Origin of the sequence: Pseudomonas sp. CCI4.2, assembly GCF_034350045.1 — a bacterium.
In the GTDB taxonomy this organism is placed as follows: domain Bacteria; phylum Pseudomonadota; class Gammaproteobacteria; order Pseudomonadales; family Pseudomonadaceae; genus Aquipseudomonas.
This window is the reverse complement of sequence record NZ_CP133781.1, coordinates 5,019,073-5,038,339: the sequence shown is the minus strand read 5'-3', so window position 1 is coordinate 5,038,339 and position 19,267 is coordinate 5,019,073. Positions and strand designations below refer to the sequence as shown.

At 57.0% G+C, this 19,267-nt stretch carries 19 protein-coding genes; all 19 read left to right on the top strand.

What is annotated here, in order from left to right; genetic code table 11:
• Positions 1-2 precede the first annotated feature (2 nt).
• The 19 genes from fliM to RHM65_RS22795 all read left to right on the top strand — a co-directional run bounded on the left by fliM (position 3) and on the right by RHM65_RS22795 (position 19,258).
• On the top strand, positions 3-971 hold the full coding sequence (gene fliM / locus RHM65_RS22885; protein WP_322168494.1) for a flagellar motor switch protein FliM: 969 nt from the start codon (positions 3-5) through the stop codon (positions 969-971).
• Between the two features lie 60 nt (positions 972-1,031).
• Positions 1,032-1,499, top strand: coding sequence for a flagellar motor switch protein FliN (gene fliN, locus RHM65_RS22880; RefSeq protein WP_322168496.1), 468 nt, complete (start codon positions 1,032-1,034; stop codon positions 1,497-1,499).
• On the top strand, positions 1,500-1,958 hold the full coding sequence (gene fliO / locus RHM65_RS22875) for a flagellar biosynthetic protein FliO (protein WP_322168497.1): 459 nt from the start codon (positions 1,500-1,502) through the stop codon (positions 1,956-1,958).
• On the top strand, positions 1,958-2,716 hold the full coding sequence (fliP, locus tag RHM65_RS22870) for a flagellar type III secretion system pore protein FliP (protein ID WP_322168499.1): 759 nt from the start codon (positions 1,958-1,960) through the stop codon (positions 2,714-2,716). The genes fliO and fliP overlap by 1 nt, the downstream gene beginning before the upstream one ends.
• Before the next feature lie 16 nt (positions 2,717-2,732).
• Positions 2,733-3,002, top strand: coding sequence for a flagellar biosynthesis protein FliQ (gene fliQ, locus RHM65_RS22865; RefSeq protein WP_322168501.1), 270 nt, complete (start codon positions 2,733-2,735; stop codon positions 3,000-3,002).
• Between the two features lie 4 nt (positions 3,003-3,006).
• Positions 3,007-3,792, top strand: coding sequence for a flagellar biosynthetic protein FliR (gene fliR / locus RHM65_RS22860; RefSeq protein ID WP_322168504.1), 786 nt, complete (start codon positions 3,007-3,009; stop codon positions 3,790-3,792).
• A gap of 1 nt (position 3,793) precedes the next feature.
• Entirely contained in the window at positions 3,794-4,930 is a 1,137-nt protein-coding gene (gene flhB / locus RHM65_RS22855) for a flagellar biosynthesis protein FlhB (RefSeq protein ID WP_322168506.1), read from the top strand.
• 900 nt (positions 4,931-5,830) lie between these two features.
• Positions 5,831-7,960, top strand: coding sequence for a flagellar biosynthesis protein FlhA (gene flhA / locus RHM65_RS22850; protein WP_322168507.1), 2,130 nt, complete (start codon positions 5,831-5,833; stop codon positions 7,958-7,960).
• An 11-nt stretch (positions 7,961-7,971) separates the two neighbouring features.
• A complete protein-coding gene (gene flhF, locus RHM65_RS22845) occupies positions 7,972-9,300 on the top strand; it encodes a flagellar biosynthesis protein FlhF (protein WP_322168509.1) in 1,329 nt (442 codons plus the stop codon).
• Between the two features lie 112 nt (positions 9,301-9,412).
• On the top strand, positions 9,413-10,246 hold the full coding sequence (fleN, locus tag RHM65_RS22840) for a flagellar synthesis regulator FleN (protein ID WP_322168511.1): 834 nt from the start codon (positions 9,413-9,415) through the stop codon (positions 10,244-10,246).
• Positions 10,243-10,983, top strand: coding sequence for an RNA polymerase sigma factor FliA (gene fliA, locus RHM65_RS22835; RefSeq protein WP_322168512.1), 741 nt, complete (start codon positions 10,243-10,245; stop codon positions 10,981-10,983). Before fleN ends, fliA begins: the two co-directional genes overlap by 4 nt.
• Before the next feature lie 255 nt (positions 10,984-11,238).
• Entirely contained in the window at positions 11,239-11,613 is a 375-nt protein-coding gene (locus RHM65_RS22830; protein ID WP_322184084.1) for a chemotaxis response regulator CheY, read from the top strand.
• A 19-nt stretch (positions 11,614-11,632) separates the two neighbouring features.
• Entirely contained in the window at positions 11,633-12,421 is a 789-nt protein-coding gene (locus tag RHM65_RS22825) for a protein phosphatase CheZ (protein WP_322168514.1), read from the top strand.
• Between the two features lie 31 nt (positions 12,422-12,452).
• Positions 12,453-14,675, top strand: coding sequence for a chemotaxis protein CheA (locus RHM65_RS22820; protein WP_322168516.1), 2,223 nt, complete (start codon positions 12,453-12,455; stop codon positions 14,673-14,675).
• Between the two features lie 51 nt (positions 14,676-14,726).
• Positions 14,727-15,866, top strand: a complete 1,140-nt coding sequence (locus tag RHM65_RS22815) for a chemotaxis response regulator protein-glutamate methylesterase (RefSeq protein ID WP_322168517.1) — start codon at positions 14,727-14,729, stop codon at positions 15,864-15,866.
• Entirely contained in the window at positions 15,866-16,606 is a 741-nt protein-coding gene (locus tag RHM65_RS22810) for a flagellar motor protein (protein ID WP_322168519.1), read from the top strand. The genes RHM65_RS22815 and RHM65_RS22810 overlap by 1 nt, the downstream gene beginning before the upstream one ends.
• A gap of 10 nt (positions 16,607-16,616) precedes the next feature.
• Complete coding sequence (gene motD, locus RHM65_RS22805) at positions 16,617-17,504, top strand: flagellar motor protein MotD (protein ID WP_322168521.1); 888 nt, start codon at positions 16,617-16,619, stop codon at positions 17,502-17,504.
• A 44-nt stretch (positions 17,505-17,548) separates the two neighbouring features.
• On the top strand, positions 17,549-18,337 hold the full coding sequence (locus RHM65_RS22800; RefSeq protein ID WP_322168522.1) for a ParA family protein: 789 nt from the start codon (positions 17,549-17,551) through the stop codon (positions 18,335-18,337).
• Positions 18,338-18,424: 87 nt separating this feature from the next.
• Positions 18,425-19,258, top strand: coding sequence for a CheW domain-containing protein (locus RHM65_RS22795; RefSeq protein ID WP_322168524.1), 834 nt, complete (start codon positions 18,425-18,427; stop codon positions 19,256-19,258).
• Positions 19,259-19,267: the final 9 nt, after the last annotated feature.

Here is a 19,267-nt window from a genome sequence, read left to right as displayed (position 1 = left end):
ACATGGCCGTGCAAGACCTGCTGTCACAGGAAGAAATTGATGCGCTGCTGCATGGCGTCGACGATGGTCTGGTCCAGACCGAAAGCACACCCGAGCCCGGCAGCGTAAAAAGTTATGACCTGACCAGTCAGGATCGAATCGTCCGTGGGCGGATGCCGACGCTTGAAATGATCAACGAGCGTTTTGCCCGTTACACCCGTATCAGCATGTTCAACATGCTGCGGCGTTCCGCAGATGTTGCGGTGGGCGGCGTTCAGGTAATGAAGTTTGGCGAGTACGTGCACTCGCTGTACGTTCCGACCAGTTTGAATCTGGTCAAGATCAAGCCACTGCGCGGCACTGCACTCTTTATTTTGGATGCCAAGCTGGTGTTTAAGCTGGTGGACAACTTTTTCGGTGGTGACGGGCGGCATGCCAAAATCGAAGGCCGTGAATTCACGCCGACAGAATTACGTGTCGTGCGGATGGTGCTTGAACAGGCCTTTACCGACCTGAAAGAAGCTTGGCAGGCGATCATGGAAGTGAGCTTCGAGTACATGAACTCGGAAGTGAACCCGGCCATGGCCAACATTGTCGGTCCAAGCGAAGCGGTGGTGGTCTCCACCTTCCATATCGAACTCGACGGCGGTGGCGGCGACCTGCACGTCACCATGCCTTACTCGATGATTGAGCCGGTTCGCGAAATGCTCGACGCCGGCTTCCAATCCGATTTGGATGACCAGGACGAGCGCTGGGGCAACGCCCTGAAAGAGGACGTGCTGGATGTCTCCGTGCCGTTGAGCGCCGTCGTCGCCCGTCGTCAAATTCGCCTGCGCGACATCCTGCACATGCAGCCGGGTGATGTGATTCCGGTGGAGTTACCCGAAGAGCTGATCATGCGCGCCAACGGCGTGCCAGCGTTCAAAGTCAAACTGGGAACACACAAAGGACACCTGGCGTTGCAAGTGATCGAACCGATCGAACGCCGCTGACATCCATTTCAGCAGAACTACGTGCTGTTTTAACGAAACAAAGCTCGCCGAGGACAACCGATGGCCGATGAAAAAGAAATAACCTCCGCTGAAGATCAGGCATTGGCCGATGAGTGGGCCGCTGCACTGGGTGAATCCGGTGACGCCAGCCAGGACGATATTGATTCCTTGCTCGCCGCGGATGCCGGGAACGCTTCAGCCTCCAATCGCATGCCGATGGAAGAGTTTGGCAGCGTGGCAAAGAACAATGCTGCGGTGTCCCTGGACGGTCCAAACCTGGATGTGATTCTGGATATTCCGGTTTCGATCTCCATGGAAGTGGGCAGCACCGACATCAATATTCGTAACCTGTTGCAGCTCAACCAAGGCTCGGTGATCGAACTCGACCGTCTGGCCGGTGAGCCGCTGGACGTGTTGGTCAACGGTACGTTGATCGCTCACGGTGAAGTGGTCGTGGTCAACGAAAAGTTCGGGATCCGCCTGACGGATGTGATCAGTCCTAGCGAACGCATCAAGAAGTTACGCTAAATGAACAGGCTCCCCGGTGTGATTTTCGCCCTGTTGCTCAGCGTAATAGCTGTGGGTGCAATGGCGGCAGAACCGGTCATGCCGGCCGTCGCGGCGCCCGCTAGCACAATGATCAGCGGCGGCATCGGGGGCCAGTTGACGCAATTGGTGCTGGGTCTGTTGTTAGTTGTCGGCTTGATCTTCGGACTCGCCTGGCTGCTGCGTCGGGTTCAGGGCGCCAACCCGCGCAACGGTCAGTTGATCGAACTGCTCGGGTCGCGGGCACTCGGTCCTCGCGATCGGCTGGTATTGGTACAAGTCGGCAAGGAGCAGATTTTGCTCGGGATCTCGCCGGGAAGAATTACGCCACTGCATGTGCTTAAAGAGCCGGTGCAGGTGCCTGATAGCGAAAATGCCACGCCAGAATTCGCCCAGCGTCTGATGGAGCTGCTGGGCAAGGATCATAAGGATAAGAAGTAATGACCGCGTTGCGCATCGTATTGACGCTGCTGCTGGTACTGGCCGCGCCTTTGGTGTTCGCTGCAGATCCGTTGACGATCCCGGCGATCAGCATGTCCACCGGTGCCAACGGCGCTCAAGAATATTCGGTCAATCTGCAGATTCTGCTGATCATGACCGCGCTGAGTTTTATCCCGGCGTTCGTCATGCTGATGACCAGCTTTACCCGGATCATCATCGTCTTTTCCATCCTGCGTCAGGCCTTGGGCTTGCAGCAGACGCCGTCGAACCAGATTTTGACCGGCATGGCGCTGTTCCTGACCCTCTTCATCATGGCGCCGGTGTTTGATCGAGTGAACGTTGACGCCTTACAGCCCTATCTCGCCGAAAAACTCACGGCGCAGGACGCGGTGCTCAAGGCGCAAGTGCCAATCAAGGATTTCATGTTGGCGCAGACCCGTCAGAGCGACCTGGACCTGTTTATGCGTTTGTCAAAACGCACCGACATCGCCAGTCCGGATCAGGCGCCCCTGACGATTCTGGTCCCTGCGTTCGTGACGTCCGAGCTTAAAACCGCGTTCCAGATCGGCTTCATGATCTTTATTCCGTTTCTCATCATTGACCTTGTGGTCGCCAGCGTACTGATGGCGATGGGGATGATGATGCTCTCGCCGCTGATTATTTCGTTGCCGTTCAAGATCATGCTGTTCGTACTGGTGGACGGGTGGGCCTTGATCATCGGCACGCTGGCCAGCAGTTTCGGCGGCGTATCGCCATGAGAAGGGAGAGCACGCAATGACGCCAGAAGTTGCTGTCGATCTGTTTCGCGACGCGTTATGGCTGACCACCATGATGGTGTCGGTATTGGTGGTACCGAGCCTGATCGTCGGACTGCTGGTGGCCATGTTCCAGGCGGCGACCCAGATCAACGAACAAACCTTGAGCTTTCTCCCTCGCCTGCTGGTGATGTTGGTCACGTTGATCGTCGCCGGCCCTTGGTTGGTTCGGGTGTTCATGGAGTACATCCAATCGCTATACGGCAGCATTCCGACCGTGATTGGTTGATCGCATGCCCTCCGTACTTGCCCTGACTGACACGCAGATCGGGACCTGGGTGGCGAGCTTTATGCTCCCCCTGTTCCGGGTCGCGGCCGTGTTGATGACCATGCCGATTTTTGGCACGACGTTAGTGCCGACACGGGTGCGGTTGTATTTCTCGCTGGCGATTACCGTGGTGATTGCGCCCAGCCTGCCACCGATGCCAGCCGTGCATGCGCTGGACCTCAGTGCGCTGCTGCTGATTGGTGAACAGATCATCGTTGGCGCCATGCTGGGCATGTCCCTTCAGTTGTTTTTTCAGGCGTTCGTCATCGCCGGGCAAATTATTTCGATCCAGATGGGCATGGGCTTCGCTTCAATGGTTGACCCCACGAACGGCGTTTCGGTAGCGGTTCTCGGGCAGTTTTTCAGCATGCTGGTGACGCTGCTATTTCTCTCCATGAATGGCCATCTGGTGGTGTTTGAGGTCTTGGTTGAAAGCTTCACCACGTTGCCGGTCGGCAGCGGTATTGACGTCGGCAATCTCTGGGAACTGGCCGGTCGTTTTGGCTGGGTATTAGGCGCGGGATTACTGTTGGTGCTACCCGCTATTACCGCCTTGCTGATCGTCAGCGTTGCGTTTGGCGTCATGACACGCGCGGCGCCGCAGCTGAACATGTTCTCCATCGGCATTCCGCTGACGCTGGTACTGGGGATGGTGATCCTGTGGATGACCCTCGGCGATATGCTCAATCAATTTCCACCGCTGGCCGCCAATGCATTGGAATTGCTACGCGGCCTGGTGAGGGCGCGCTGATATGGCCGAGAACGAGAATGGCCAGGATAAAACAGAAGACCCCACGGACAAACGGGTCAGAGACTCCCGCGAAAAAGGCGAGACGGCCCGTTCCAAGGAGCTGAACACGTTAATCGTCACCATGGCCGGCGCGGGTAGCTTGCTGGTGTTCGGCGGTCAGATCGCACAAATGATGCTCGATCTGATGCGCACCAATTTCACCTTGTCGCGCGAGGTGATCATGGACGATCACTACATGGGCTTGTATTTTCTCAACGCCGGTAAAGCAGCGCTGGTGGCTATACAGCCGTTGATGCTGGTCATGGTGTTGGCGGCGGTCATTGGTCCTATCACCTTGGGTGGCTGGATATTCTCGGGCAGTTCCATGGCGCCCAAGTTCAGCCGAATGAACCCCTTGTCGGGCCTCAAGCGCATGGTGTCGACCCATGCCTTGGTCGAGCTGTTGAAGTCCATTGCGAAGTTTTGCATCACGCTGATGGTGGCGTTATTCGTGTTGCAGAAGGACCAAAGTGACCTGATCTCTATCGCTCATGAGTCGTTGGACTCGGCGATTATCCACAGCATTCGCCTCTTGGGCTGGAGTGCTTTGTGGATGGCCTGTGGGTTGATCATCATTGCAGCGGTGGACGTTCCGTTCCAGGTGTACGAAGCCCACAAAAAACTGATGATGACCAAGCAAGAGATACGCGACGAACACAAGGACAGCGAAGGTCGGCCCGAGGTCAAACAGCGGATTCGTCAACTGCAACGAGAAATGTCTCAGCGACGCATGCTGTCGTCGGTGCCCAAGGCTGATGTAATCATCACCAACCCGACCCACTACGCTGTCGCGCTGCAATATGACCCCGAGAAGGGCGGGGCGCCGATGTTGCTGGCTAAAGGGACTGATTTCCTGGCGCTGAAAATCCGCGAAATCGCCGGTGAGCACACTATCCTGATGCTTGAGTCTCCTGCTTTGGCGCGTTCGATCTACTACTCCACCGAACTTGACCAGGAAATCCCCGCCGGGCTGTACCTGGCGGTGGCCCAAGTGTTGGCGTACGTCTATCAAATCCGCCAACACCGCGCCGGCCGAGGCAAACGCCCCGATCCCCTTGGCGACCTGCCGATCCCGACCGACTTGCAGCGCGATGAATAAACTTGTGTGCCAGGCTTGCCTGCGAACAGCTTGATTCAGCGAAACCTGACACGTCGCCTTCGTTGGCAAGCCAACTCCCACGAGTTGAATATTGCTCAGCAAAGCCCCAAACCTGTGGGAGCAGGCTTGCCTGCGAATGGCTTGACTCAGTGGCGCCTGACAATCGCCTTCGTTGGCAAGCCAACTCCCACGAGTTGAATATTGCTCAGCCAAGCCCCAAACCTGTGGGAGCAGGCTTGCCTGCGAATGGCTTGACTCAGTGGCGCCTGACACATCGCCTTCGTTGGCAAGCCAGCTTTCACAGGTTTGAGATATTGCTCAGCCAAGCCCCAAAAAACCTGTGGGAGCAGGCTTGCCTGCGAATGGCTTGACTCAGTGGCGCCTGACACATCGCCTTCGTTGGCAAGCCAACTTTCACAGGTTTGAGATATTGCTCAGCCAAGCCCCAAAACCTGTGGGAGCAGGCTTGCCTGCGAATGGCTTGACCCAGTGGCGCCTGACACATCGCCTTCGTTGGCAAGCCAACTTTCACAGGTTGAAGTATTGCTCAGCTAAGCCCCAAAACCTGTGGGAGCAGGCTTGCCTGCGAATGGCTTGACCCAGTGGCGCCTGACACATCGCCTTCGTTGGCAAGCCAACTTTCACAGGTTGAAGTATTGCTCAGCTAAGCCCCCAACCTGTGGGAGCAGGCTTGCCTGCGAATGGCTTGACTCAGTGGCGCCTGACACATCGCCTTCGTTGGCAAGCCAGCTTTCACAGGTGAATCAGGCGCGAGCAGCAAGCTCGAAGGGCGCTCATTGTTCTTTAGCAATATTTCAATAGTTGGAAAGGTTCTTGCAATGCCCTTGCTACGGCGCATTTGGCGTCAAAAGTTTGATTTAGTGGGCAGGAAAAGAATTGGTGGATCGCTCTCAATTAATCAACGCAGCACGTAACAACCTGGTCAGCGTCGGTCGTGGCAACCTGGGTGTGCCGCTGCTGCTGTTGGTCATGTTGGCAATGATGATGTTGCCAGTCCCGCCGTTCCTGCTCGACGTATTTTTCACCTTCAACATTGCGCTGTCGATCGTGGTTCTGCTGGTCTGCGTTTACGCGTTGCGCCCATTGGACTTCTCGGTATTTCCGACCATCCTGCTGGTGGCTACGCTGCTGAGACTGGCGCTCAACGTTGCTTCCACGCGCGTGGTCATGCTTCATGGCCAAGAGGGCCACGCCGCCGCCGGTAAGGTGATTCAGGCGTTTGGCGAGGTGGTGATCGGCGGTAACTACGTGGTCGGTATCGTGGTGTTCGCGATTTTGATGATCATCAACTTCGTCGTAGTGACCAAAGGTGCCGGGCGAATTTCCGAGGTGAGTGCGCGCTTCACCCTCGACGCGATGCCCGGTAAACAGATGGCCATCGACGCTGACCTTAACGCCGGTTTGATCGACCAGCCCCAAGCCAAACATCGTCGTCTGGAAGTCGCTCAAGAAGCTGAGTTCTACGGTTCGATGGACGGTGCCAGCAAATTTGTGCGCGGTGACGCCATCGCGGGCTTGATGATTCTGTTCATCAACTTGATCGGCGGCGTGGCCGTTGGTGTCTTTCAACACAACATGTCGTTTGCTGATGCGGGCAAGGTTTACGCCCTGCTGACCATCGGTGACGGTTTGGTGGCGCAATTGCCATCACTGCTTTTGTCCACGGCCGCCGCGATTATGGTGACCCGTGCTTCCGGCTCGGAAGAAATGGGCAAGCTGATCAATCGGCAAATGTTCACCTCACCCAAGGCATTGGCGGTGGCCGCCGGCTTGATCGTGGTGATGGGGATGGTGCCGGGGATGCCGCACTTTTCTTTCATCAGCTTGGGCATGTTGGCTGGAGGTGCTGCCTACCTGGTGTGGAAGAAGCAGAACATGGTCAAGGTTAACGCCTTGATGGAAGTTCAGCGTCAACAAGATCTGCTGCCATCACCAACACGCGCGCAGGACTCCAAGGAATTGGGTTGGGATGACGTGACGCCCATCGACATGATTGGTCTGGAAGTGGGGTATCGGCTGATCCCGTTGGTGGACCGCAATCAAGGCGGTCAACTGCTGGCGCGAATCAAGGGCGTGCGTAAGAAGCTCTCGCAAGAGCTGGGCTTTTTGATGCCCACGGTGCATATCCGCGACAACCTCGACCTGGCGCCCAGTGCCTACCGTCTGACGCTGATGGGCGTGACCTTGGCCGAAGCCGAGATTTACCCGGACCGCGAACTGGCGATCAACCCTGGGCAAGTCTTTGGCACGCTCAACGGTATTACGGCCAAAGACCCCGCGTTTGGTCTGGAAGCGGTGTGGATCGAAGTCAGTCAACGCAGTCAGGCGCAATCGTTGGGCTATACCGTGGTAGATGCCAGCACCGTGGTAGCGACCCACCTTAACCAGATTTTGTATAAGCATTCCCATGAGCTGATTGGCCATGAGGAAGTTCAGCAATTAATGCAATTGCTGGCTAAAGGATCACCAAAACTGGCTGAAGAGTTGGTCCCGGGAATTCTCTCGCTCTCTGCATTGCTCAAAGTGCTGCAGGCCTTGTTGGCAGAACAGGTTCCCGTCAGGGATATTCGTAGCATCGCCGAAGCGATCGCGAATGCGGCCCCTCGGAGTCAAGATACCGCCGCTTTGGTGGCCGCCGTGCGTATCGCATTGAGCCGCGCAATCGTGCAAAGCATTGTGGGCATTGAGCCGCAGCTGCCTGTTATCACTCTTGAGCCAAGGTTGGAACAGATATTGCTCAATAGTCTTCAGAAGGCTGGTCAGGGTCAGGAAGAGGGCGTTCTTCTTGAGCCAAGTATGGCTGAAAAGCTCCAGCGTTCTTTGATCGATGCTGCACAACGCCAAGAAATGCAGGGGCAACCGGTGATTTTGTTGGTCGCAGGACCGGTTCGCGCAATGCTGTCACGGTTTGGACGGCTGGCTGTACCGAACATGCATGTGCTGGCGTATCAGGAAATTCCCGACAACAAACAAGTCACGATCGTCGCGACTGTCGGGCCAAACGGCTGAGGTAGTGAGTCATGCAAGTTAAGCGTTTTTTCGCCGCCGATATGCGTCAAGCCATGAAGCTGGTTCGTGATGAGCTGGGCGCTGACGCCGCCATCATTGGTAACCGCCGAATCGCTGGTGGCGTAGAGCTGACTGCTGCCCTGGATTACAAACTTTCCGCGTTGGCACCGCGTGTACCGAACATCGAGCTTGAAGACGAGTTGCGCAAAACTCAATCGCGCATCGTCTCCGCTCAAGCTGAATTGGGTTCGCGTGGCGACAACGATTCGTTGATTAATCGCCAGTTGTTCACGGGCGCGTCTCTGGAAGCTGGTGAAACGCACATCGAACCGACGTTCGACGAGCCTCGACGTGCTGCTGCACCGATGGCAAGCGCCGCCAGCGAGCCAATGATCGGGCTGCAAGCTTACGAATCGATGCGTTCGGAGCTGAACGGTCTGCGCGAATTGCTCGAAGTACAGCTCGGTTCGCTGGCCTGGAATCAGCTGCAAGGCAGCCGTCCACAACAGGCCAACCTGTGGCGTCGCCTGCAACGCATCGGTTTGTCGGGTCCGCTGTCCCGGGACCTGTTGGCGATGACCACTGAAATTGAAGAGCCTCGTCAGGCGTGGCGCATGTTGTTGGCGCACCTGGCGCGGATGATTGTGACCCCGGATGTCGAGCCGCTGGAAGAAGGCGGCGTGATTGCGATGGTAGGGCCGGCTGGTATGGGCAAGACCACGACCCTGGCGAAACTGGCCGCGCGTTATGTCTTGAAATACGGTTCGCAAAACATCGCTCTGGTGAGCATGGACAGCTACCGAATTGGTGCTCAGGAACAGCTTAAAACCCTGGGCCGGATCCTCAATGTATCCGTCACCCACATCGATCCTGGCCAGTCGTTGGGCCAGGCGTTGGAACCGCTGTTGCGCAAGCGCGTGGTGTTAATTGACACCGCCGGTCTGCAAGCCAGCGATCCGGCTCTGCGAATGCAGCTGGAAAGTCTCGCGGGTCGCGGTATCAAAGCACGTAATTATCTGGTGTTAGCAACTACCAGTCAGAAGCAGGTTCTAACCGCTGCATACCACAGCTATAAACGCTGCGGGCTGGCGGGCTGCATCCTCACCAAACTGGACGAAACTGCCAGTCTGGGAGAGGTGTTGAGTTTGGCAATAAGCCATGAGTTACCGGTGGCTTATCTCACGGATGGACCGCGAATACCGGACGACTTGCATTTGCCACGTAGGCACCAGCTGGTCAGTCGTGCGGTGAGTGTGCAAATGCAGGAAGAGCCAAGCGAAGAAGCTATGGCGGATATGTTCGCGGATCTTTATCACAGCCCGAACAAGCGGGTTGGGTAGGGCAAGACATTGGAATGTACCTGCATCAAGGGTGGCGCCGACGTTGTTCATGCAACGCACGCGCAATCACTGATGTGGCCTCGGTCTAAGCAAGTCAAGGTAAAGAACTAAAATGGGTAGCATGCATCCCGTACAGGTCATCGCAGTAACTGGCGGCAAGGGTGGCGTCGGTAAGACAAACGTTTCAGTGAACCTCTCACTGGCGCTGGCAGAGCTTGGCCGACGCGTCATGTTGCTGGACGCTGATCTGGGTCTGGCAAACGTCGACGTCTTGCTTGGCCTCACACCCAAACGAACCCTTGCCGATGTGATCGAGGGGCGTTGCGAACTGCGCGACGTGTTGCTCCAAGGCCCTGGCGGGATTCGTATCGTGCCAGCGGCTTCGGGCACTCAGAGCATGGTTCACCTGACGCCTGCGCAACACGCCGGGCTGATTCAGGCGTTCAGCGACATCGGTGACAACCTCGATGTGCTGGTGATCGACACGGCGGCCGGGATCGGTGAGTCAGTGGTCAGTTTCGTGCGCGCAGCTCAAGAAGTGCTGCTGGTGGTGTGCGATGAACCCACGTCGATTACCGACGCCTACGCGTTGATCAAGCTGCTGAACCGCGATTACGGCATGAACCGCTTTCGAGTGCTGGCCAACATGGCGCAAAGCCCTCAGGAAGGGCGCAATTTGTTCGCCAAGTTGACTAAGGTCACGGACCGCTTTCTAGACGTCGCCTTACAATACGTCGGTGCTGTGCCCTACGACGAATGTGTGCGCAAGGCCGTGCAAAAGCAGCGGGCAGTTTACGAAGCATTTCCTCGTTCCAAGTGTTCCCTGGCCTTTAAGGCCATCGCGCAGAAAGTCGACACGTGGCCATTGCCGGCCAACCCGCGCGGACACCTTGAATTTTTCGTTGAACGGCTCGTACATCAGACGAGTGCAGGACCAGTCCTATGACAGCCAGCGGCTATCGCATGTACAGCAAGGCGTCCAAGGACTCCCAGTACGAGCTGATCGAGCGGTATGCGCCGCTGGTGAAACGCATTGCCTATCACTTGCTGGCACGCCTGCCAGCCAGCGTACAAGTTGAAGACTTGATCCAAGCCGGCATGATCGGTTTGCTAGAAGTGTCTACCAAATATGACGCCACCAAAGGCGCAAGTTTCGAAACCTATGCCGGGATTCGTATCCGTGGCGCCATGCTCGATGAAGTGCGAAAGGGCGATTGGGCCCCTCGTTCAGTGCACCGCAATACACGCATGGTCAGTGACGCAATTCGATCAATTGAAGCTAAAACAGGTCGTGACGCTAAAGATCACGAAGTTGCGGCCGAACTCCAATTGAGTCTTGATGATTATTACGGGATTTTGAACGATACCTTGGGCAGCCGGTTGTTCAGTTTCGACGATCTTTTACAGGACGGCGAACATGAAGGGCTGCATGAGGATGGCGCAAGCGCTCAGCTTGAGCCGTCACGCGATCTGGAGGATGAACGCTTCCAGGCAGCGTTAGCGGATGCAATAGCCAACTTGCCGGAGCGTGAGCGACTGGTGTTGGCGCTGTACTACGACGAAGAGCTGAACCTCAAAGAAATTGGTGAAGTATTGGGGGTTAGCGAATCGCGGGTCAGCCAGTTACACAGCCAGTGCGCAGCTCGTTTGCGAGGGCGTTTGGGAGAATGGCGAGCGCGTTGATGGGCAAGGCGTGACCCCTGGTGGTGACGAGTTGCCTGTAAGCCGGCTGTGCAAAGCGTTGCGTGCGAAGCATAAGACTAGGCGGAAGCCGTTCAGAGAGTCCTTTAGACTTTCTGTGTCCATTCCGGCGTGTTGATTTACCAAGCCCGTCGTCGTTTTCGTGCAGCCTATGTGTGCTGTGCCGGTTTTGATTGAACAGCGTATTCAGGTGCTGAATGCGTTTAAGACTGCTTGGAGGTCGAATTGGACAAGAACATGAAAATCCTCATCGTTGATGACTTCTCAACGATGCGGCGGATCATTAAAAACCTGTTGCGTGACCTTGGGTTCACCAACACGGCAGAAGCGGACGACGGAACTACCGCGCTGCCCATGCTGCAAAGCGGTAACTTCGACTTTCTGGTGACTGACTGGAACATGCCTGGCATGTCCGGTATCGATTTGCTGCGCCATGTGCGCGCCGATGATCGTCTCAAGCACTTGCCAGTATTGATGGTAACGGCCGAAGCCAAACGTGACCAAATCATCGAAGCCGCTCAGGCCGGTGTTAACGGTTATGTGGTCAAGCCCTTCACGGCCCAAGTGCTGAAAGAAAAGATCGAAAAGATCTTCGAGCGCGTCAATAGCTGATGTCCGCCGTGGGGGCTGTATGGAGCACACAGATTCAACCCAGGCCGACTTCGAGTCGACCCTGAAGAAACACGCACACGAGTTGGTCGAAAGTCTTGAAAAAGGCCGATTTGGCGACGCGGTGCAACTGATCCATGAGCTGAACCAGACTCGCGACCGAGGTCTGTATCAGGAAGTCGGCAAACTGACCCGTGAGCTGCACAGTGCGATCGTCAATTTTCAAATTGACCCGAACATGCCGCAAGCCAAAGAAGTTTCGCAGATCACTGATGCCACCGAGCGTCTGTCGTATGTGGTCAGGCTGACCGAGAATGCCGCCAACCGCACGATGGACCTGGTAGAGGCAAGCACGCCATTGATGGGCGGGCTGGCGTCTGAAGCCAGCGCCTTGAGTGCCGATTGGGCGCGTTTTATGCGTCGCGAAGTCGGTGCCGAAGAGTTTCGCGAACTGGCTCGACGGGTCGAAGGTTTCTTGGCGCGTACAGAGAAAGACAGCCGCGAAGTCTCCGCCCACCTCAACGATATTTTGCTGGCTCAAGACTTCCAGGACCTCACCGGTCAGGTGATCAAGCGCGTTACGCAACTGGTTACGGAAGTGGAAAGCAACTTGCTCAAACTGGTGCTGATGGCCAGCCAGGTCGATCGCTTTGCAGGGATCGAACATGACCATCAATCGATCCGTACAGAACAAGATCAAGAAAAAAATCTGTCTCAAGGTGAAGGTCCGCAGATTCATGCCGATAAGCGTGAAGACGTTGTATCCGGTCAGGATGATGTTGACGATCTGCTATCCAGCCTGGGCTTCTAGGTCGATTGATTGAATTTTAGGGAGCACCCCAATGAGCTTCGGCGCCGATGAAGAGATCCTTCAGGATTTTCTGGTAGAGGCTGGCGAGATTCTCGAGCAATTGTCCGAGCAGTTGGTCGAGCTGGAAAGCCGTCCCGATGATGCGGAGTTGCTCAATGCAATTTTTCGCGGTTTTCACACTGTAAAAGGGGGCGCCGGCTTCCTCCAGCTCCATGAGCTGGTGGAGTGCTGCCACATCGCCGAGAACGTCTTCGACATCCTGCGCAAGGGTGAGCGTCGCGTTGATTCGGAATTGATGGACGTGGTTCTGGAAGCGTTGGACGCGGTCAATGCCATGTTCACCGAAGTGCGTGAACGCACCGACGTGACGGCGGCTACGCCGGAGTTGCTCGCGAAATTGGCGCGCCTGGCAGAGCCAGCACCCAAAGCGAGCGCTGTCGCCGCGCCCGTCAGCGTTGAGCCGATGCCGGTCGAAGCCACTGCGGACATTACCGATACCGAATTCGAACAATTGCTCGATTCGCTCAATGCGGTCAAAGCGCAGGCGGAAGCCTCTGCATCAGCCCCAGCAGTAGCGGCACCGGTTGCCGCCTACGCCGGTGGTTCGGCCGCCAGCGACGAGATCAGCGATGCTGAATTCGATTCGCTGCTTGATCAGTTGCACGGCAAAGGCAAGTTTGCCGCCGATGCAAAACCCGCTGCACCTGTTGCCACGCTCGCCGCGCCCGTCAGCAACGACATTAGCGACGACGAATTCGAAGCACTGCTCGATCAATTGCATGGCAAGGGTTCTTTCGCTGCCGACGCACTGGCAGTGACCGCACCGGCCGCTGTCGCCGCGCCAAGTAAAGCGCCCGGTAGCGACCAGATTTCCGATCACGAATTCGAGTCACTGCTTGACGAGCTGCACGGCAAAGGCAAGTTCGAGCCAGAAGCGGTCGCAAAAATAGCCGCCGCTGCGCCAGCACCGGCCCCTAAGCCTGCTCCTGCGCCCGTGGTTGCGGCCGCGGTGCATGCGCCTGAGCCCGCCAGAGCGGTCGCTGCCCCGGCCAAAGCCGCGCCAGAAAAACCGGCAGCGTCCGAAGCTGAAACCACCGTACGGGTTGACACTGCACGCCTCGACGAAATCATGAACATGGTTGGCGAGCTGGTACTGGTGCGCAACCGCCTGGTTCGTTTGGGCCTGAACAGCGGCGACGAAGCCATGTCCAAGGCCGTGTCGAATCTGGACGTGGTTACCGCTGACCTGCAGACCGCGGTGATGAAAACCCGGATGCAGCCGATCAAGAAAGTCTTCGGTCGCTTCCCGCGTTTGGTCCGAGACCTTGCGCGTCAGTTGAAGAAAGAAATCAACCTGGAACTGGTGGGTGAAGAAACCGACCTGGACAAAAACCTGGTCGAGGCCCTTGCCGACCCGTTGGTCCACTTGGTGCGCAACGCGGTCGATCACGGTATCGAATCGCCGGAAGAGCGCGAAGCCTCGGGTAAAGCCCGTTGCGGTCGTGTGATTCTGTCGGCGGAACAGGAAGGCGACCACATATTGCTGTCGATTTCCGATGACGGTAAAGGCATGGACCCGGCTGTTCTACGTGCCATCGCCGTGAAACGTGGCGTGATGGACAAGGACGCCGCTGACCGCTTGAGCGAAACCGATTGCTACAACTTGATCTTCGCACCGGGTTTCTCGACCAAAACCGAGATTTCCGACGTGTCAGGCCGTGGCGTGGGCATGGACGTGGTGAAAACCAAAATCGCCCAGCTCAACGGTTCGATCAATATTTACTCGACCAAGGGCCAAGGCTCGAAAATCGTCATTAAGGTCCCATTGACCTTGGCGATCATGCCAACCCTAATGGTGATGCTGGGCAACCAGGCGTTCGCTTTCCCGTTGGTCAACGTCAACGAGATTTTCCATCTCGACCTGTCGCGAACCAACGTCGTAGATGGCCAGGAAGTGGTCATTGTTCGCGAAAAAGCGTTGCCGCTGTTCTATCTCAAACGATGGCTGGTCGCTTCAGCCGCCCATGAAGAACAACGAGAAGGTCATGTCGTGATTCTGTCCGTGGGTACTCAGCGCATCGGCTTTGTCGTCGATCAACTGGTGGGCCAGGAAGAAGTGGTTATCAAGCCGCTGGGCAAAATGCTCCAGGGAACGCCGGGGATGTCGGGCGCCACCATTACCGGTGACGGTCGGATTGCCTTGATTCTCGATGTACCGAGCATGCTCAAGCGCTACGCCGCTCGGCGTATTTGATTCTGGGGTTGCGGGTCGTGCTAAGCGCCCGCAATACCCTACGGAGTGTTTATGGTAGTTAAAGTGCTTGTGGTGGACGATTCTGGATTTTTCCGCCGCCGCGTCTCGGAAATTCTTTCTGCTGATCCCAATATCCAGGTTGTCGGTACGGCAACCAACGGCAAGGAAGCGATTGAACAAGCGCTGGTGCTCAAGCCTGACGTGATCACCATGGACTACGAAATGCCGATGATGGACGGCATCACGGCCGTGCGTCACATCATGCAGCGCATTCCGACCCCGGTCCTGATGTTTTCCTCGCTAACCCACGAGGGCGCGCGCGTCACTCTGGATGCGCTGGATGCAGGTGCAGTTGATTTTCTGCCAAAGAACTTCGAAGACATCTCGCGCAATCCAGAGAAGGTCAAACAACTGTTGTGCGAAAAGATCCACACCCTTTCGCGCAGTCGTTTCAGCGGCTATAGCACCCCGACACCGCAAGCCTCAGCGTCGTCCGTTTCGTCGTCCTCCAGTTCGACCTCAACGGCCAGCAGTTTCAGTAGCGCAACCACGGCTGCTCGTAGCACGCCGGCGCGTGCGGTCACGCCTCACGCGCCGGCGGCTCACTACTCGCCTGCTCCCAAGCGCAAAGCCTACAAGCTGGTCGCCATTGGTACTTCAACCGGTGGTCCCGTCGCACTGCAGCGTGTGCTGACGCAATTACCAGCCAACTTCCCGGCGCCCATCGTGTTGATTCAACACATGCCCGCAGCGTTCACCAAAGCGTTTGCCGAGCGTTTGGATAAGCTGTGCCAGATCAGCGTGAAGGAAGCCGAAGACGGCGATATTTTGCGTCCGGGCCTGGCGTTACTTGCGCCTGGCGGCAAACAAATGATGGTCGACGGTCGCGGAGCGGTGAAAATCCTGCCCGGTGATGAACGCCTGAATTACAAGCCGTGCGTAGACATCACCTTCGGCTCTGCCGCCAAGTCGTACGGTGACAAGGTTTTGGCGGTGGTGCTCACAGGCATGGGCGCTGACGGTCGTGAAGGCGCTCGCCTGCTCAAGCAGGGCGGTAGTCATATCTGGGCGCAGGACGAGGCGAGCTGTGTGATTTACGGCATGCCGATGGCGATTGTCAAAGCTGACCTCGCCGATGCGGTGTACGGCCTGGATGAGATTGGCAAGCACCTCGTCGAGGCATGCATCTGATGGATGTACTGAGTCTTATTGGCCTCATCCTCGCGTTTGTCGCGATCATTGGCGGTAACTTTCTCGAAGGCGGTCATCTGGCTGCGCTGCTCAACGGTCCGGCAGCGTTGATCGTATTGGGTGGCACCATGGCGGCGGCACTGCTGCAGTCGCCCATGAGTGCGTTCATGCGCGCCATGCAAATCGTGGGATGGATTCTGTTTCCGCCACGTATCGATCTGCCCGGCGGCATTGATCGCGTCGTTAACTGGAGCCTGACCGCACGCAAGGAAGGCTTGCTCGGACTGGAAAGCATCGCCGACTCAGAGCCGGATCAATACGCGCGCAAAGGTCTGCAATTGCTGGTTGACGGCGCTGAACCTGAAGCGATCCGAAGCATTCTGGAAGTGGATTTCATCACCCAGGAAACCCGCGATATTCAGGCCGCCAAAGTATTTGAAAGCATGGGTGGCTACGCGCCGACCATTGGCATCATTGGTGCCGTCATGGGGCTGATCCATGTGATGGGCAACCTGGCCGATCCGAGTCAATTGGGTAGCGGCATTGCTGTGGCGTTTGTCGCCACGATCTACGGTGTGGCCTCGGCCAACTTGATCCTGCTGCCCATCGCCAACAAACTCAAAGCGATCGCCGTCCGCCAGTCGCGCTACCGTGAAATGTTGCTCGAAGGCATTTTGTCCATTGCCGAAGGCGAGAACCCGCGTTCGATTGAATTGAAGCTGCAAGGCTTCATGGAGTGATGGATTAACCATGGCCCGTCGTCGTCGAGTTGAAGAGCACGATAATCATGAACGTTGGCTGGTGTCCTACGCGGACTTCATCACCTTGCTGTTCGCGTTTTTTGTGGTCATGTACTCGATCTCGTCGCTTAACGAAGGTAAATACAAGGTGCTTTCACAGGCACTCATCGGGGCCTTCAACGAGCCCGATCGCAGCCTCAAGCCGATTCCTATTGGCGATGAAAAGCCACTGACCATCACGCCCTCCAAGCCGTTGATCAAAGACAGCCAAGAGGTCGATGCCGGCCTCGCGCAAAGTCCGATTGCACCCTTGCAAACCATTGCCAACGACGTGCGCGATGGTTTTGGCGATCTGATCAAATCCAACCAGATGACCGTCAGGGGTAACGAGCTGTGGATTGAGATCGAGCTCAATTCCAGCATGTTGTTCGGCAGCGGTGATGCGATGCCCAGCGACGCGGCGTTCAATATCATCGAAAAGGTCGCGAAGATCCTGAGTCCGTTTGACAACCCGGTGCATGTCGAAGGCTTCACCGATGACCAACCCATCCGCACCGCTCAGTACCCGACAAACTGGGAGCTGTCGTCTGCCCGAGCGGCGAGCATCGTTCGCATGCTGGCGATTGACGGGATCAACCCGGCGCGTATGGCCTCGGTCGGTTACGGCGAGTTTCAGCCAGTGGCGCCCAACACCACCGTTGAGGGCCGTGCCCGCAATCGGCGCGTGGTGTTAGTCATTTCCCGCAACCTGGAAGTTCGTCGCAGCCTCACCGGCTCTGGCACTGCCAACGCCAAGCCGGACGCAGCATTAAGGCGTGCTGGCACACAAACTGCACCGCCCCGATTAATACCGCCGGTACGCGCGAACGCCGTCAATTCTCCGCCGCCCGCCTTATAGCCAATTCTCGGTAGGTCAATGGATTGCCGAGCGGAAAAAGCACCATGAGAGTCTGGGCAGTAGCTAATCAAAAAGGTGGGGTCGGTAAGACCACTTCTACCATCGCTTTAGCCGGTTTGCTGGCTGAGGCCCGCAAGCGCGTGGTCGTTGTCGATCTTGACCCCCATGGCTCCATGACCAGTTACTTCGGACACAACCCCGATACCCTCGAACACAGTGCTTATGACTTGTTTCTGCACAAGGGTTTGGTGCCAGAGGGGTTGCCCGGCCAACTGTTGCTGCCGACCAGCGATAACAATATTTCGCTGATGCCGTCGAGCACCGCCCTAGCTGTGCTTGAACGCCAATCGCCGGGACAAAGCGGTTTGGGTCTGGTGATCGCCAAAAGCTTGGCGCAGCTCTGGCAAGATTTCGATTACGCGATTATCGACAGCCCGCCGTTGCTCGGGGTGTTGATGGTCAACGCTTTGGCGGCCAGTCAGCAACTGGTGATCCCGGTGCAGACCGAATTCCTCGCCGTTAAAGGCCTGGAGCGGATGGTGAACACCCTGGCAATGATTAACCGTTCACGCAAAGTCGCGCTGCCTTACACCATCGTCCCGACCTTGTTTGATCGCCGGACGCAGGCGTCCATGGGCACGCTAAAGGTGCTGCGTGATAGCTACCCGGAACACCTCTGGAAAGCCTACGTGCCGATCGATACCCGTTTGCGTGACGCCAGCCGGGTGGGCGTGACGCCTTCGCAGTTCGACAATAAGAGTCGGGCCGTGCTGGCTTACCGCGCGCTGCTCAAAGATTTGCTGTCCCAACAACTTCTCGCGCAGGTCGCTTGAGGTGCTTATGGCTGAGTTGCCGACACATTCAAGTCGGGTGCCAACACGGCCGATAAACCCTAAAGGTCGTCTTTTCGGATCTGAGTCATGAACCGCCCTGTCGATATCGCAACACGGCCACAACTGGCGCTGCAGTCTTATCTGGATGCGTTGCTTTTCGACGCCACGCAAGAGCTGACGGTCAGTTCCGACCTGGATGAATTCCAGGCTGCGGTGCTCGAAGAGCAAGCCCGTGATGCGGTGGTTAGCGCGGCGTTGGCGGCGGTTGTCGTTGCTGTGCCTGTGCCGAGCGTGGTTCATGAGCTGGCGTTGCCCGCACCTGTGGCGCTTGTGCCCAAGGTGATCGAAGCGAAGCCAGTTGTTGAGCGTTCGGTGACCATGTTCAGCTCCGTGGTGGACGTGCCCGTTGCTTTGGCTCAGGGCACGCCACCGCCGTTGGCCAAAGACGGCCGCCCCGCGTGGGCTGCCGAGCCGTTCGAATGCTTGTTGTTCGACGTCGCCGGCCTGACATTGGCCGTGCCGTTGGTGTGCTTGGGCTCGATCTATTCCTTGGCCGGGACTGAGCTGACACCGTTGTTTGGCCAGCCGGACTGGTTTCTGGGGATCTTGCCCAGCCAAAGCGGCAACTTGAAGGTACTCGACACGGCGCGCTGGGTGATGCCCGACCGCTACCGCGACGATTTCCGCCAGGGCTTGCAATACGTTATTTCGGTTCAGGGTTATGAATGGGGGCTGGCCGTGCATCACGTCAGCCGCTCAATACGCCTGGACCCCAACGAAATCAAATGGCGCAGCCAGCGCGGCCAACGCCCCTGGTTGGCGGGCACAGTGATTGAACACATGTGTGCATTGCTGGATGTTTCCGAATTGGCCGAGCTGATAGCCAGTGGCGCGGTCAAGCAAATGGGCGTTATCAAATAATCATAGGGC

Coding starts and splice junctions, on each gene's coding strand:
- fliM (WP_322168494.1), top strand. CDS start 3: ATGGCCGTGCAAGACCTGCTGTCACAGGAAGAAATTGATGCGCTGCTG.
- fliN (WP_322168496.1), top strand. CDS start 1,032: ATGGCCGATGAAAAAGAAATAACCTCCGCTGAAGATCAGGCATTGGCC.
- fliO (WP_322168497.1), top strand. CDS start 1,500: ATGAACAGGCTCCCCGGTGTGATTTTCGCCCTGTTGCTCAGCGTAATA.
- fliP (WP_322168499.1), top strand. CDS start 1,958: ATGACCGCGTTGCGCATCGTATTGACGCTGCTGCTGGTACTGGCCGCG.
- fliQ (WP_322168501.1), top strand. CDS start 2,733: ATGACGCCAGAAGTTGCTGTCGATCTGTTTCGCGACGCGTTATGGCTG.
- fliR (WP_322168504.1), top strand. CDS start 3,007: ATGCCCTCCGTACTTGCCCTGACTGACACGCAGATCGGGACCTGGGTG.
- flhB (WP_322168506.1), top strand. CDS start 3,794: ATGGCCGAGAACGAGAATGGCCAGGATAAAACAGAAGACCCCACGGAC.
- flhF (WP_322168509.1), top strand. CDS start 7,972: ATGCAAGTTAAGCGTTTTTTCGCCGCCGATATGCGTCAAGCCATGAAG.
- fleN (WP_322168511.1), top strand. CDS start 9,413: ATGGGTAGCATGCATCCCGTACAGGTCATCGCAGTAACTGGCGGCAAG.
- fliA (WP_322168512.1), top strand. CDS start 10,243: ATGACAGCCAGCGGCTATCGCATGTACAGCAAGGCGTCCAAGGACTCC.
- RHM65_RS22830 (WP_322184084.1), top strand. CDS start 11,239: ATGAAAATCCTCATCGTTGATGACTTCTCAACGATGCGGCGGATCATT.
- RHM65_RS22825 (WP_322168514.1), top strand. CDS start 11,633: ATGGAGCACACAGATTCAACCCAGGCCGACTTCGAGTCGACCCTGAAG.
- RHM65_RS22820 (WP_322168516.1), top strand. CDS start 12,453: ATGAGCTTCGGCGCCGATGAAGAGATCCTTCAGGATTTTCTGGTAGAG.
- RHM65_RS22815 (WP_322168517.1), top strand. CDS start 14,727: ATGGTAGTTAAAGTGCTTGTGGTGGACGATTCTGGATTTTTCCGCCGC.
- RHM65_RS22810 (WP_322168519.1), top strand. CDS start 15,866: ATGGATGTACTGAGTCTTATTGGCCTCATCCTCGCGTTTGTCGCGATC.
- motD (WP_322168521.1), top strand. CDS start 16,617: ATGGCCCGTCGTCGTCGAGTTGAAGAGCACGATAATCATGAACGTTGG.
- RHM65_RS22800 (WP_322168522.1), top strand. CDS start 17,549: ATGAGAGTCTGGGCAGTAGCTAATCAAAAAGGTGGGGTCGGTAAGACC.
- RHM65_RS22795 (WP_322168524.1), top strand. CDS start 18,425: ATGAACCGCCCTGTCGATATCGCAACACGGCCACAACTGGCGCTGCAG.